General features: G+C 61.7%; 12 protein-coding genes. 11 read left to right on the top strand and 1 reads right to left on the bottom strand.

What is annotated here, in order from left to right; genetic code table 11:
- Positions 1-14 precede the first annotated feature (14 nt).
- The gene (gene queG, locus GXB78_RS00695) at positions 15-1,088 is read right to left on the bottom strand and encodes a tRNA epoxyqueuosine(34) reductase QueG (protein ID WP_329513740.1); all 1,074 of its coding nucleotides are present in this window, start codon (positions 1,086-1,088) and stop codon (positions 15-17) included.
- 63 nt (positions 1,089-1,151) lie between these two features.
- Here queG and GXB78_RS00690 point away from each other — a divergent pair, with 63 nt between their 5' ends.
- The 11 genes from GXB78_RS00690 to GXB78_RS00640 all read left to right on the top strand — a co-directional run bounded on the left by GXB78_RS00690 (position 1,152) and on the right by GXB78_RS00640 (position 14,068).
- Entirely contained in the window at positions 1,152-2,651 is a 1,500-nt protein-coding gene (locus GXB78_RS00690) for an NAD(P)H-hydrate dehydratase (protein WP_329513739.1), read from the top strand.
- A complete protein-coding gene (gene tsaE, locus GXB78_RS00685) occupies positions 2,639-3,109 on the top strand; it encodes a tRNA (adenosine(37)-N6)-threonylcarbamoyltransferase complex ATPase subunit type 1 TsaE (protein ID WP_329513738.1) in 471 nt (156 codons plus the stop codon). Before GXB78_RS00690 ends, tsaE begins: the two co-directional genes overlap by 13 nt.
- 51 nt (positions 3,110-3,160) lie before the next feature.
- The gene (locus tag GXB78_RS00680) at positions 3,161-4,540 is read left to right on the top strand and encodes an N-acetylmuramoyl-L-alanine amidase (RefSeq protein WP_408005096.1); all 1,380 of its coding nucleotides are present in this window, start codon (positions 3,161-3,163) and stop codon (positions 4,538-4,540) included.
- Positions 4,537-6,444, top strand: coding sequence for a DNA mismatch repair endonuclease MutL (gene mutL, locus GXB78_RS00675; RefSeq protein ID WP_329513737.1), 1,908 nt, complete (start codon positions 4,537-4,539; stop codon positions 6,442-6,444). The genes GXB78_RS00680 and mutL overlap by 4 nt, the downstream gene beginning before the upstream one ends.
- The gene (gene miaA, locus GXB78_RS00670; protein WP_329513736.1) at positions 6,444-7,415 is read left to right on the top strand and encodes a tRNA (adenosine(37)-N6)-dimethylallyltransferase MiaA; all 972 of its coding nucleotides are present in this window, start codon (positions 6,444-6,446) and stop codon (positions 7,413-7,415) included. Before mutL ends, miaA begins: the two co-directional genes overlap by 1 nt.
- A gap of 95 nt (positions 7,416-7,510) precedes the next feature.
- Positions 7,511-7,777, top strand: a complete 267-nt coding sequence (hfq, locus tag GXB78_RS00665) for an RNA chaperone Hfq (protein WP_016771947.1) — start codon at positions 7,511-7,513, stop codon at positions 7,775-7,777.
- Positions 7,778-7,789: 12 nt separating this feature from the next.
- A complete protein-coding gene (hflX, locus tag GXB78_RS00660) occupies positions 7,790-9,091 on the top strand; it encodes a ribosome rescue GTPase HflX (protein ID WP_042607805.1) in 1,302 nt (433 codons plus the stop codon).
- Positions 9,092-9,187: 96 nt separating this feature from the next.
- Positions 9,188-10,354, top strand: coding sequence for an FtsH protease activity modulator HflK (gene hflK, locus GXB78_RS00655; RefSeq protein WP_329513735.1), 1,167 nt, complete (start codon positions 9,188-9,190; stop codon positions 10,352-10,354).
- Positions 10,354-11,223, top strand: a complete 870-nt coding sequence (gene hflC / locus GXB78_RS00650; RefSeq protein WP_016771945.1) for a protease modulator HflC — start codon at positions 10,354-10,356, stop codon at positions 11,221-11,223. The genes hflK and hflC overlap by 1 nt, the downstream gene beginning before the upstream one ends.
- 313 nt (positions 11,224-11,536) lie before the next feature.
- Positions 11,537-12,724, top strand: coding sequence for an ATP phosphoribosyltransferase regulatory subunit (locus GXB78_RS00645; protein ID WP_016771944.1), 1,188 nt, complete (start codon positions 11,537-11,539; stop codon positions 12,722-12,724).
- 54 nt (positions 12,725-12,778) lie between these two features.
- Positions 12,779-14,068, top strand: a complete 1,290-nt coding sequence (locus GXB78_RS00640) for an adenylosuccinate synthase (RefSeq protein ID WP_329513734.1) — start codon at positions 12,779-12,781, stop codon at positions 14,066-14,068.
- Positions 14,069-14,119: the final 51 nt, after the last annotated feature.

Raw genomic sequence — 14,119 nt, 5'->3', positions numbered from 1 at the left:
ACTTCGCCTGCCCGTTATGGGTGTGAAGGTCTGGAGTGCTGTTCAAGCGCCCACTCCACGTGTTCTTTGACCAACTCTGACGGATAATCCCGTCGCGCCTTCAACGCTTCCAGCACAGGGATCGTTGAAGGCGCATTACCCAGCCCCACCGCCAGATTCCTCAACCAGCGCTCATACCCGGCCCGCCGCAACGGCGAACCTTCGGTGCTGCTCAAAAACTTCTCTTCATCCCACAAAAACAACTCGGCCAACTGTGCGTTATCCAGATTGTGCCGTGGCTTGAAATCGCTCTCACCGCTCGGCCTGGCGAAACGGTTCCATGGGCAGACGATCTGGCAGTCATCACAGCCGAACACACGATTGCCGATCAGCGGCCGCAACTCTTCGGGAATCGCGGTTTTCAGCTCGATGGTCAGGTAGGAAATGCAACGCCGGGCGTCCAGCACGTAGGGGCCGACAAAGGCGTTGGTCGGGCAGATATCCAGACAAGCGGTGCAGCGCCCGCAATGTTCGGTGCTGTGCGGCTCGTCTATCGGTAGCGGCAGATCGACGAACAGCTCACTGAGGAAGAAATAACTGCCGGCCTTGCGGTTGAGCACCAGGGTGTTTTTGCCGATCCAGCCCAGCCCCGCCTGTTCGGCGATGGCTTTTTCCAGCACCGGCGCGCTGTCGACAAAGGCACGGAAACCGAACGGGCCGATCTGCGCCTGAATCCTGTCGGCCAATTGTTGAACACGTTTACGGATCAATTTGTGGTAATCGCGGCCCAAGGCATAACGCGATACGTAAGCCTTTTCCGGTTCAGCCAGGCGTTTGGCCATTTCGGTATCGCCCGGAAGGTAGTCCATGCGCAGCGAGACCACGCGCAGCGTGCCCGGTACCAGCTCTTCGGGGTGCGAGCGTTTGCTGCCGTGGGCGCCCATGTAGTCCATTTCGCCGTGGTAGCCGGCCTCGAGCCAGCGCGCGAGGTGCTGCTCATGCTCGGCCAGATCCAGACCGCTGATGCCGACTTGCTGGAAGCCCAGCTCGCGGCCCCAATCCTTGATCGATTGGGCGAGGGCGGGCAGGTCTGTGGGGATGGCGGACATGAGGCGAGAGAAACCGGAGCTGAGGTGCGTATAATTCTGCCAGACATCGGAGCCCGAAGACGCATGCCGCAGACGAAAGATGAATTACCCGACGCGCTGTACCGCGCCGCGCAGGTGCGTGAACTCGACGCACGGCTGATCGCCGCCGGCACGCCGGGCTTCGAATTGATGCAGCGCGCCGCCCGCGCGACCTGGCGGGCACTGGTACGCAAGTGGCCGGCAGCGAACGAACTGACGGTGCTCGCCGGGCATGGCAATAATGCTGGCGACGGTTATCTGGTGGCCGGGTTGGCGCTGCGGGCCGGTTGGACAGTGCGGGTTCTCGCCGTCGGGGATCCGCAGCGTTTGCAGGGTGATGCCGCACTGGCCTGTGCCGAGTCCATAGCCGCTGGCGTTGCAGTGCAGAGCTGGCAGGCGCAAAGCGAGCTGCGCGGTGTCGTCCTCGATGCCCTGCTCGGCACTGGCCTCAGCGGGGAAGTGCGTGAGCCCTATGCATCGGCGATCAAGGCTATCAACGCCTGCGGTTTGCCGGTAGCCGCGGTCGATATTCCTTCGGGCGTGTGCGCCGATACCGGTCGAGAGCTGGGTGTGGCGGTATGCGCCGATCTGACGGTGACCTTCATTGGCATGAAAGTCGGGCTGTTGACCGGCGATGCGGCGGATCATATCGGGGAACTGGTCTTCAACGACCTGCAAGCCAATGACGAAATTTTCAGTGACATCCCCGTCTGCGCTCAACGCATGAGCGCCGCTAATCTTCCAGCACTTGCGCCGCGCGCGCCGACTTCGCACAAGGGGCGCTTTGGCCATGTGCTGACGATCGGTGGCGATCACGGGTTTGGCGGGGCGATCCTGCTCAGCACCGAAATGGCCCTGCGTAGCGGTGCGGGGATGGTGTCGCTGGCGACCCGTCCCGAACATCTACCGGCAGCGCTGACTCGCGTGCCGGAAGCCATGGCCCTGGGCACCTCGTCGGCCAATCAACTGATGGGTCTGCTGGAAAAGGTTTCAGTGCTGGTGATCGGGCCGGGGCTGGGTCAGGCGAGCTGGGGCCGCGCCCTGTTGTCGGCGGCAGCCAATGCCGCGTTGCCGCAAGTGTGGGACGCCGACGCGTTGAACCTGCTGGCCAGCGGTTTTGTCCAGTTGCCCAAGGATTGCGTGATCACCCCGCATCCGGGTGAGGCGGCGCGCTTGCTCGGCATCAGCACTGCTGAAGTGCAGGCCGATCGCCTGTCCGCTGCATTGGCGTTGAGCAAAAAATATTCAGCGGTAGTGGTTCTGAAAGGTGCCGGCAGCCTGATCGCCCATCCCGACGGGCGTTTGGCCCTGTGTCATCAGGGCCATCCGGCCATGGCCACGGGCGGCCTCGGCGATGTGCTGGCCGGTCTGATCGGCGCGTTGCTGGCGCAGGGCATGGGCGCATTTGATGGCGCATGCCTGGCCGTCTGGCTACACGCCAATGCTGGTCTGCAACAAGGCAAATTCGGCCGTGGGCTGGCGGCCAGTGATCTGATTCCAGCCATTCGTCAGTTGTTGGAGGAGCATGCACCGTGTCTGAAGTAACCCTGTACCTGGCCGATGAACAGGCGATGAGCGACTTTGGCGCACGGATCGCCCGCGTGACCCAGGGCCATGGCCTGATTTTTCTCGAAGGCAATCTGGGCATGGGCAAAACCACCCTGTCGCGGGGCACCATTCGTGGGCTGGGGCATGTCGGCGCGGTAAAAAGTCCGACCTTCACCTTGGTCGAGCCCTACGAGATCGGTGACATCCGCGCCTTCCACTTCGACCTGTATCGCCTGGTCGATCCGGAGGAGCTGGAGTTTCTCGGCATCCGCGACTACTTCGAAGATGATGCCCTGTGCCTGATCGAGTGGCCCGATAAAGGTGCAGGCTTTTTGCCAAAGCCGGACCTGACCATTACCATTGGCCCGCAAGACAGCGGGCGTTTGCTGAAAATCTTAGCCCAGGGCTCGCGTGGCGAGGCCTGGTGTGCCGCTTTGGCATTGGAATCCAATTAAATGATGGGGTTTGGTATGCGCTTTCGCGCGTTGGTGGCTGCCGCTGGACTGATGTTGATGGCAGTAACCGTCAACGCTGTGGCCGAATCAAAGGTCAACAGCGTGCGCCTGTGGCGGGCGCCGGACAACACGCGACTGGTCTTTGACCTGAGCGGCCCGGTGCAGCACAGCGTTTTCACCCTGACCGCGCCGGACCGGCTGGTGATCGACATCAATGGCGCCACCCTCGGCGCGCCGTTGAACGTGCAGACCGCGAACACGCCGATCACCGCGATGCGCTCGGCCCAGCGCACGCCGACTGACCTGCGGGTGGTCATCGATCTGAAAAAAGCTGTCACCCCGAAAAGCTTCTCGCTGGCGCCGAACGCGCAGTACGGCAACCGTCTGGTGGTCGATCTGTTCGACAACCCGGCCGACGCCGCGCCGCCGCCAGCGCCGACGCCCTCGGTGGCGACCGTGCCGGCAGTGCCGGTGACCCCGACTGAGCCGGCGATCAAGCTGCCGCCAGCTCCGGCCGGCAAGCGCGACATTATTGTCGTGATCGACGCCGGCCACGGTGGCGAAGACCCGGGCGCGTCCGGCTCGCGCGGCCAGCGTGAGAAAGACGTGGTGCTGCAGATCGCCCGCGAATTGCAGCGTCAGGTCAACGGCATGAAAGGCTTCCGCGCCGAACTGACCCGTACCGGCGATTACTTCATTCCATTGCGCGGGCGTACCGAGATCGCCCGCAAGAAGGGCGCCGACCTGTTCGTCTCGATCCACGCCGACGCTGCGCCGTCAGCGGCCGCTTTCGGTGCGTCGGTCTTCGCCTTGTCCGATCGCGGCGCTACATCCGAGACCGCCCGTTGGCTGGCCGACAGTGAAAACCGTTCCGACCTGATCGGCGGTGCCGGCAACGTCAGCCTCGATGACAAGGACCGCATGCTCGCCGGCGTGCTGCTCGACCTGTCGATGACCGCCTCGCTGACCTCCAGCCTCAACGTCGGCCAGAAGGTCCTGACCAACATTGGCCGGGTCACGCCGCTGCACAAACAGCGCGTGGAACAGGCCGGGTTCATGGTGCTGAAGTCGCCGGACATTCCGTCGATCCTGGTCGAAACCGGCTTCATCTCCAACGCCAACGAAGCGAACAAACTGTCCGCGTCGAGCCACCAGCAGGCGCTGGCGCGGTCGATCAGCAGCGGCGTGCGCCAGTTCTTCCAGCAGAATCCACCACCGGGCACCTACATCGCCTGGTTGCGTGATTCCGGCAAGATTGCCCAGGGCCCACGCGACCACCGCGTCGGCCCGGGGGAAACCCTGGCGATGATCGGCGTGCGCTATCAGGTCTCGCCGGCCACGTTGCGTGCTGCCAACAACCTGAAAAGTGACGAGCTGAAAGTCGGTCAGCACCTGACCATTCCCGGCACCGAACTGGCGTCCAAAGAATGAACCAGGTACTGAACTCTGCGCGCATCGAGCTGCTCAGCCCGCGGCTGGCGAACCAGATCGCCGCCGGTGAAGTGGTTGAACGCCCGGCTTCGGTGATCAAGGAGCTGCTGGAAAACAGTCTCGACTCCGGCGCCAAGCGTATCGACGTCGATGTCGAGCAGGGCGGCGTCAAGTTGCTGCGGGTGCGCGATGACGGCAGCGGCATTTCCGCCGATGACCTGCCGCTGGCCCTGGCGCGCCACGCCACCAGCAAGATCCGCAACCTCGAAGACCTTGAACAGGTGATGAGCCTGGGTTTTCGTGGCGAGGCGCTGGCGTCGATCAGCTCTGTCGCACGCTTGACCCTGACCTCGCGCACCCGCGATGCCGATCAGGCCTGGCAGGTCGAGACCGAAGGCCGCGACATGGCGCCGCGCGTGCAGCCGGCGGCGCATCCGGTCGGCACTTCAGTGGAAGTTCGCGACCTGTTCTTCAACACCCCGGCCCGGCGCAAATTCCTCAAGACCGAAAAAACCGAATTCGATCACCTGCAAGAAGTGATCAAGCGTCTGGCGCTGGCGCGCTTCGACGTGGCCTTTCATCTGCGCCACAACGGCAAGACCATCCTCAGCCTGCACGAGGCCCATGACGATGCCGCCCGTGCGCGGCGCGTGGCGGCGATCTGCGGTTCCGGTTTCCTCGAGCAGGCGTTGCCGATCGAAATCGAACGCAATGGCCTGCACCTGTGGGGCTGGGTCGGTTTGCCGACCTTCAACCGCAGTCAGGCCGACTTGCAATATTTCTTCGTCAACGGTCGGGCTGTGCGCGACAAACTGGTCGCCCACGCCGTGCGCCAGGCTTATCGCGACGTGCTGTTCAATGGGCGGCATCCGACCTTCGCGCTGTTTTTCGAAGTCGACCCGGCAGCGGTCGACGTCAACGTGCACCCGACCAAGCACGAAGTGCGCTTCCGGGACGGGCGCATGGTCCACGACTTCCTGTATGGCACGCTGCACCGTGCGCTGGGCGACGTGCGACCGGAGGATCAACTGGCCGGCTCGGTCACTACGGCGATCGTTCGGCCAACTGGAATCGAGGCGGGCGAATTCGGCCCGCAGGGCGAGATGCGTCTGGCCGCCAATGCGCTGCTGGAGCAACCGCAGGCGCAACCGGCGTTCAACACGTCATCCGGCGCCAGCGCTGGCGGCGCCTATCAGTATCAATACACGCCGCGACCCCAATCGGCGGTGCCTGCTGCCGAGGCGCAAGCCGCTTACAAGGAATTTTTCGCGCCGCTGCCTGAAGCCAATGCCAGCGCACTGCCGACCGGTCAGGAAGATATTCCGCCGCTCGGCTATGCACTGGCGCAGCTCAAGGGCATTTATATTTTGTCCGAGAACGCCCATGGCCTGGTGCTGGTAGACATGCATGCCGCCCACGAGCGGATCATGTACGAGCGCCTGAAGATCGCCATGGCCAGCGAAGGCCTCAGTGGTCAGCCATTGCTGGTGCCTGAGTCGCTGGCGGTCAGTCAGCGCGAAGCCGATTGCGCTGAAGAACATGCGGCGTGGTTTCAGCGACTTGGTTTTGAGTTGCAGCGGCTTGGTCCGGAAACGCTGGCGATCCGGCAGATTCCGGCGTTGCTCAAGCAGGCGGAGGCCAATCGGCTGGTCGGCGATGTTCTGTCGGACCTGATGGAATATGGCACCAGCGACCGCATTCAGGCGCACCTCAACGAACTGCTCGGCACCATGGCCTGCCACGGCGCGATCCGCGCCAACCGGCGTCTGGCCCTGCCGGAAATGAACGGCTTGCTGCGCGACATGGAAAACACCGAGCGCAGCGGTCAATGCAACCATGGCCGACCGACCTGGACCCAGCTGGGCCTGGACGATCTGGACAAACTGTTCCTGCGCGGTCGTTGATGAGTCAGCTCCCTCCAGCGATTTTTCTGATGGGCCCGACCGCTGCGGGCAAGACCGATCTGGCCATCGAGCTGAGCAAGGTGCTGCCGTGCGAATTGATCAGCGTCGATTCGGCGCTGGTCTACCGCGGCATGGACATCGGCACGGCCAAGCCTTCGAAAGAACTGCTGGCCGAATACCCGCACCGCCTGATCGACATTCTCGATCCTGCTGAAGCGTATTCCGCTGCCGATTTCCGCCGCGACGCCCTGCAAGCCATGGCCGAGATCACCGCGCGGGGAAAGATCCCGCTGCTGGTCGGCGGCACCATGCTCTATTACAAGGCTTTGGTCGAAGGTCTGGCGGACATGCCGGCAGCCGATCCCGAGGTGCGCGCGCAGATCGAAGAAGAAGCTGCACGTCTCGGCTGGCAAGCCCTTCACGAGCAGTTGGCGCAAATCGATCCGGTGTCGGCGGCGCGCATTCATCCAAATGATCCGCAGCGCTTGAGTCGGGCACTTGAGGTCTATCGAGTCAGCGGGCAGAGCATGACCGCCCTGCGCGAGCAACAATCTGCGCAAAGTACTGAAGCAGCCGCTTCGGGGCGTCAACAATTGCCCTATACTGTCGCGAACCTGGCCATTGCTCCGGCAAATCGCCAGGTTCTGCACCAGCGAATTGAACAAAGATTCACAAATATGTTGGAACAGGGATTCATCGACGAGGTCGTAGCCCTGCGTAAGAGAAGTGACCTGCATTCAGGGTTGCCGTCTATACGTGCGGTAGGCTACCGCCAAGTCTGGGATTACCTGGACGGCAAGCTGACATTGGCCCAGATGCAGGAGCGCGGCATCATCGCCACGCGCCAATTGGCCAAACGCCAGTTTACCTGGCTGCGCAGCTGGGACGATTTGCACTGGCTGGACAGTCTTGATTGCGACAATCTGCCACGCGCCTTGAAATACCTTGGGACCATCTCCATATTGAGCTGAGTCCTTGCAATTGCCGTCTATCCTTGGGGGTGTGACGGCCGAAGCCATCTGAATTTACCTGTTTTTATTATTGAATCCTTAAAGGAGTGCGGCACATGTCAAAAGGGCATTCGCTACAAGACCCTTACCTGAACACTTTACGTAAAGAGAAAGTCGGGGTTTCCATCTACCTGGTCAACGGTATCAAGCTGCAAGGGACGATCGAGTCGTTCGACCAGTTCGTGATCCTGCTGAAAAACACCGTCAGCCAGATGGTCTACAAACACGCTATTTCGACCGTCGTGCCGGTTCGTCCAATTCGTCTGCCTAGCGCAACCGAAAACGAACAGGGCGATGCCGACGCAGCGCCGGGTAACGCCTGATAGGAGTCTCCTTTGTTCTTTGAGCGCCACGGTGGTGGTGAACGAGTCATCCTCGTTCACTTGGATGGACAGGACCCTGAGGCGCGCGAAGATCCGCAGGAGTTTCAGGAGTTGGCAAATTCGGCTGGCGCCGAGACCGTTGCGTTTTTTAACGTGCCGCGTCATCGGCCAACCGCCAAATATCTGATCGGCAGCGGCAAGGTCGAGGAGCTGCGCGACCTGGTCAAGGCTGAAGAAGCCGATCTGGTGATTTTCAATCACATCCTAACGCCCAGTCAGGAGCGCAACCTCGAACGTGTTTTCGAGTGTCGCGTGATTGACCGCACCGGGCTGATTCTCGATATTTTCGCTCAACGCGCCCGTACCCATGAGGGCAAGCTGCAGGTCGAACTGGCCCAGCTTGACCACATGAGCACGCGGCTGGTTCGCGGCTGGACTCACCTTGAGCGTCAGGGTGGCGGTATCGGTATGCGCGGCCCGGGTGAAACCCAGCTGGAAACCGACCGCCGTCTGCTGCGGGTCCGCCTGCGCCAGATCAAGGGGCGGCTGGAGAAGGTGCGCAGTCAGCGCGAGCAATCGCGCCGTGGCCGATCCCGTGCGGATATCCCCACCGTTTCGCTGGTGGGCTATACCAACGCCGGCAAGTCGACACTCTTCAACAACGTGACGAAATCCGACGTGTACGCGGCCGATCAACTGTTCGCCACGCTCGATCCGACCCTGCGCCGCCTGGAGCTTGATGACCTCGGTCCGATTGTCCTGGCCGACACCGTGGGATTCATTCGTCACCTGCCGCACAAGCTGGTCGAGGCATTTCGGTCTACGCTCGAAGAGTCGAGCAATTCCGACCTGCTGCTGCACGTGATCGACGCGGCCGAACCGGATCGCATGTTACAGATCGAGCAGGTGATGGTGGTGCTGGGCGAGATTGGTGCCCAGGACTTGCCGATCCTCGAGGTCTATAACAAACTCGATTTGCTCGAAGGCGTCGAGCCGCAGATCCAGCGCGATGCCGATGGCAAGCCGCAACGGGTCTGGCTTTCGGCGCGTGATGGCAGCGGTCTGGAGTTGCTCGAACAGGCCATTGCCGAGTTGCTCGGCAGTGATCTGTTCGTCGGTACCTTGCGCTTGCCGCAGCGATTCGCTCGACTGCGTGCGCAGTTCTTCGAACTCGGGGCGGTGCAGAAAGAAGAATACGATGAAGAAGGTGTCAGCCTGCTGGCCGTTCGTTTGCCCCGGATCGAGCTCAATCGATTGGTAAGCCGCGAAGGATTGCAGCCGATGGAATTCATCGAGCAACACACTTTGCAATAAAAGCCTGAAAAAGCGGTTGTGCCGCAACGGCAGGCATTCTGTAGCATTGGTCGGCGCGCCGTGGGTGCGTCTTTGCTTTATCAGATGGAGAGCGCTATGGCTTGGAATGAGCCGGGTGGCAACTCGAATAATCAGGATCCCTGGGGTGGCAAGCGCCGCAATAACGGCGACCGCAAGGGACCACCGGATCTCGACGAGGCCTTCCGAAAGCTGCAGGAAAGCCTGAACGGGTTGTTCGGTGGTGGTAAGAAACGCGGTGATGACGGCGGCGGTTCCGGCAGGAGCAGTGGTGGCTTTGGCGGTCTGCTCGGCATCGGCCTGGTCGTGCTGGCGGCTGTCTGGCTGTACAGCGCGGTGTACGTGGTGGACGAGCAGGAGCAGGCCGTGGTGCTGCGCTTCGGCAAGTACTACGAGACTGTCGGCCCGGGCCTGAACATCTACTTCCCGCCGATCGACAAGAAGTACATGGAGAACGTGACGCGTGAGCGTGCGTACACCAAGCAGGGCCAGATGCTGACTGAAGACGAAAACATCGTCGAAGTGCCGCTGACCGTGCAGTACAAGATCAGCAACCTGCAGGACTTCGTGCTGAACGTCGATCAGCCGGAAATCAGCCTGCAGCACGCGACCGAAAGTGCGTTGCGTCATGTGGTCGGTTCCACCGCCATGGACCAGGTGCTGACCGAAGGTCGTGAATTGATGGCGAGCGAAATCAAGGAGCGTCTGCAACGTTTCCTCGATACCTATCGCACCGGTATCACTGTCACCCAGGTCAACGTACAGAGCGCAGCGGCACCGCGTGAAGTGCAGGAAGCCTTCGATGACGTGATCCGCGCCCGTGAAGACGAGCAGCGTTCGCGCAACCAGGCCGAAACCTACGCCAACGGCGTGGTGCCGGAAGCCCGTGGTCAGGCCCAGCGCATCATCGAAGACGCCAACGGTTACCGCGACGAGACAATCTCGCGCGCCAAGGGCGAGGCCGATCGCTTCACCAAGCTGGTCGCCGAGTATCGCAAGGCTCCTGAAGTCACCCGCGAGCGTCTGTACCTGGACACCATGCAGGAAGTCTTCAGCAACACCAGCAAGGTTCTCGTGACCGGCAACAAGAACGGCCAGAGCAATCTGCTCTACCTGCCGTTGGACAAGATGATCCAGAACACTTCGGGTAATGCACCGGTGACCGGTTCGGCCGCCAGCAACAACACGGACGTCACGCCGCATGTCACTGACGTGCCGCAGACGCGTACAAGGGAGACCCGCTGATGAGCAATAAATCGCTGATCGCCCTGATCGTTGGCGTCGTCGTGGTACTGGTGGGCTGGAATTGCTTCTATATCGTCGCTCAGACCGAGCGCGCGGTGCTGCTGCAATTCGGTCGTGTGGTTCAGGCCGATGTCCAGCCGGGTCTGCATGTGAAGGTGCCTTACGTCAACCAGGTGCGCAAATTCGACGCGCGTCTGCTGACGCTGGATGCACCGACGCAGCGCTTCCTGACCCTGGAAAAGAAAGCCGTAATGGTCGATGCCTACGCCAAGTGGCGGGTGAAAGATGCCGAGCGTTTCTACACCGCGACTTCGGGTCTGAAGCAGATTGCCGACGAGCGTCTGTCCCGTCGTCTGGAATCCGGCCTGCGGGACCAGTTCGGCAAGCGCACCCTGCACGAAGTGGTGTCGGGTGAGCGTGATGCGCTGATGGCTGACATCACCGCGTCGCTGAACAAGATGGCGGAAAAAGAGCTGGGTATCGAAGTGGTCGATGTCCGGGTCAAGGCCATCGATCTGCCGAAGGAAGTGAACCGCAGCGTGTTCGAGCGTATGAGCACCGAGCGTGAGCGTGAAGCTCGCGAGCACCGCGCCAAGGGTAACGAGCTGGCCGAAGGCATCCGTGCCGACGCCGATCGTCAACGCCGCGTGCTGCTGGCCGAAGCCTATCGTGAATCCGAAGAGGTTCGCGGTGACGGTGACGCCCAGGCTGCTGCGATCTACTCCAAGGCCTACGGTCAGGATCAGGAGTTCTACGGTTTCTACCGTAGCCTGCGTGCCTACCGTGAAAGCTTCGCGAACAAATCCGACGTCCTGGTCCTCGACCCAAGCAGCGACTTCTTCCGTTACCTGGAAAAAGCCAAGCCTTGACATGCCGTTGACCTGAATCATTCCGCCCGGCGGCTAAAACCTCGGGCGGGGTGATCCTTTCGGAAAACGTGTGTATGATGCGGCAGCCGGGAAATTCCCGGCTTTTTTGCGTCTGCACGTTTGATTGCTGTTTTTGTTGCAGGCTTCGGGTTTGTACGGCCCGAGCGTTTTTCGAGGAAAGTGATGGGCGAAGCCGGTAACAGGCCTTTCGCTGCGTCGTTCATGCGCGTGCGTTTTGAACGCCCCGGTCATTTTCTGCTTCACTCAAGGCTCGCCCTCGTGCTGGCCGCCCGGATCAAAGGGGAATGGCGTAATGGCAACGGTAGACCGCTGGCTGCTGCCAGATGGCATCGAAGAAGTACTGCCACCGGAGGCGGCGCGCATTGAAGTCGCGCGTCGTCAGGTGTTGGATCTGTTCCAGAGCTGGGGTTACGAGTTTGTCGTGACTCCTCATATCGAGTACCTGGAATCCCTGCTGACCGGCGCGGGCCAGGACCTGGATCTGCGTACCTTCAAGGTCATCGACCCACAATCGGGCCGGCAGATGGGTTTCCGTGCCGACATCACGCCCCAGGTCGCGCGCATCGATGCGCACACCCTGCGTCGCGAAGGCCCGAGCCGTTTGTGCTATGCCGGTAGCGTGCTGCACGCCCAGCCGCGTGCACTGTCGTCCTCGCGCAGCCCGATCCAGCTGGGCGCCGAGTTGTACGGCGACGCCAGTCCGAGCAGCGACGTCGAAGTCATCAGCCTGATGCTGGCCATGCTGCAGCTGGCCGATGTGCCGGATGTGCACATGGACCTCGGGCATGTCGGCATCTACCGTGGTCTGGCGCGCGCCGCCGGTCTGTCCGGTGAAGTCGAGCAGCAGTTGTTCGATGCCCTGCAGCGCAAGGCTATCGATGAAGTGATTACCCTGACCGAAGGCCTGCCGGCCGATCTGTCGGGCATGCTGCGCGCACTGGTTGATCTGTGCGGCGGCCGTGAGGTGTTGAGCGCTGCCCGCGAGCGTCTGGCCAATGCGCCGGCGCCGGTTCTGGCGGCGCTGGAAGATCTGCTGGCGATTGCCGAGCGGCTTTCCGTGCGCTTCCCGCAGTTGCCGTTGTATTTCGACCTCGGCGAATTGCGCGGCTATCACTACCACACCGGCGTGGTGTTCGCGGTGTTCGTGCCCGGCGTTGGTCAGTCCATTGCTCAGGGCGGTCGTTACGACGACATCGGCGCCGACTTCGGTCGCGCGCGTCCGGCGACCGGATTTTCTACCGATTTGAAAACCCTGGTGACCCTGGGGCGTGCTGAGATCGAGCTACCGTCTGGCGGTATCTGGATGCCTGACAGTACGGATGCGGCACTCTGGCAGCAGGTTTGCCAGTTGCGCAGTGAGGGTCAGCGTGTCGTTCAGGCCTTGCCTGGACAACCTTTGGCCGCCGCCCGTGATGCGGACTGCGACCGGCAATTGATTCAGCAGAACGGGCTTTGGCAAGTATCGCCACTGGCTTCTTGAGTTTTCCTGCCGGCCATCGCCGGCACCAAGTTTGCGCGAATGAGGACAAGTGTTATGGGTAAGAATGTCGTAGTCCTGGGCACCCAGTGGGGTGATGAGGGCAAAGGCAAGATCGTTGATCTGCTGACCGAACATGCTGCCGCCGTAGTGCGCTACCAGGGTGGCCACAACGCGGGTCACACGCTGGTGATCGACGGCGAGAAAACCGTCTTGCACCTGATTCCGTCGGGCGTGCTGCGCGAAGGCGTGCAATGCCTGATCGGCAACGGCGTGGTGGTTGCACCTGACGCCCTGCTGCGCGAGATCACCAAGCTGGAAGAGAAAGGCGTGCCGGTGCGCGAGCGCCTGCGTATCAGCCCGTCCTGCCCGCTGATCCTGTCCTTCCACGTTGCGCTGGACCAGGCCCGTGAAAAAGCCCGTGGCGAGCTGAAGATCGGTACCACCGGTCGCGGCATCGGCCCGGCTTACGAAGATAAAGTTGCCCGTCGTGGCCTGCGTGTTGGCGACCTGCTGAACATGCCGCGCTTCGAAGACAAGCTGCGTGAACTGGTGGACTACCACAACTTCATGCTGGTCGGTTACTACAAGGAACCGGCCATCGAGTTCGAAAAGACCCTGGCCGAGTGCAAGGAATACGCTGAGCTGCTCAAGCCGCTGATGCTCGACGTGACTGCCGAGCTGCACGACCTGCGTCGTGCCGGCAAGGACATCATGTTCGAAGGCGCGCAAGGTTCGTTGCTCGACATCGACCACGGCACCTACCCGTACGTGACCAGCTCCAACACCACCGCTGGTGGCGTAGCGACCGGTTCGGGCGTTGGTCCGATGTTCCTCGACTACATCCTGGGCATCACCAAGGCTTACACCACTCGCGTCGGTTCCGGTCCGTTCCCGACCGAGCTGTTCGATGACGTCGGTGCGCATCTGGCCAAGCAAGGTCACGAGTTCGGCGCCACCACTGGCCGTGCCCGTCGTTGCGGCTGGTTCGACGCCGTCATCCTGTGCCGCGCTATCGATGTGAACAGCATCTCGGGCATCTGCCTGACCAAGCTGGACGTACTCGACGGTCTTGAAACCATCAACATCTGCGTCGGCTACAAGGACGCGCAGGGCAATGCCGTTGCCCCGACCGATGCGGACAGCTACGTAGGCCTGCAGCCTGTGTACGAAGAGGTGCCGGGCTGGAGCGAATCGACCGTGGGTGCCAAGACCCTGGAAGAGCTGCCGGCCAATGCCCGTGCCTACATCAAACGCGTTGAAGAGTTGATCGGCGCGCCGATCGACATTATTTCGACGGGGCCGGACCGCAACGAAACCATCGTTCTGCGTCATCCGTTCGCTTGATAAGTCGTTGATGTAAAAAACAAAGGCCCCTTAATCGGGGCCTTTGTCGTT

This window comes from Pseudomonas moraviensis subsp. stanleyae (assembly GCF_036283065.1).
GTDB lineage: Bacteria > Pseudomonadota > Gammaproteobacteria > Pseudomonadales > Pseudomonadaceae > Aquipseudomonas > Aquipseudomonas stanleyae.
This window is presented reverse-complemented; position numbering and strand designations above follow the sequence as displayed.

Coding starts and splice junctions, on each gene's coding strand:
- queG (WP_329513740.1), bottom strand. CDS start 1,088: ATGTCCGCCATCCCCACAGACCTGCCCGCCCTCGCCCAATCGATCAAG.
- GXB78_RS00690 (WP_329513739.1), top strand. CDS start 1,152: ATGCCGCAGACGAAAGATGAATTACCCGACGCGCTGTACCGCGCCGCG.
- GXB78_RS00680 (WP_408005096.1), top strand. CDS start 3,161: ATGTTGATGGCAGTAACCGTCAACGCTGTGGCCGAATCAAAGGTCAAC.
- mutL (WP_329513737.1), top strand. CDS start 4,537: ATGAACCAGGTACTGAACTCTGCGCGCATCGAGCTGCTCAGCCCGCGG.
- miaA (WP_329513736.1), top strand. CDS start 6,444: ATGAGTCAGCTCCCTCCAGCGATTTTTCTGATGGGCCCGACCGCTGCG.
- hfq (WP_016771947.1), top strand. CDS start 7,511: ATGTCAAAAGGGCATTCGCTACAAGACCCTTACCTGAACACTTTACGT.
- hflK (WP_329513735.1), top strand. CDS start 9,188: ATGGCTTGGAATGAGCCGGGTGGCAACTCGAATAATCAGGATCCCTGG.
- hflC (WP_016771945.1), top strand. CDS start 10,354: ATGAGCAATAAATCGCTGATCGCCCTGATCGTTGGCGTCGTCGTGGTA.
- GXB78_RS00645 (WP_016771944.1), top strand. CDS start 11,537: ATGGCAACGGTAGACCGCTGGCTGCTGCCAGATGGCATCGAAGAAGTA.
- GXB78_RS00640 (WP_329513734.1), top strand. CDS start 12,779: ATGGGTAAGAATGTCGTAGTCCTGGGCACCCAGTGGGGTGATGAGGGC.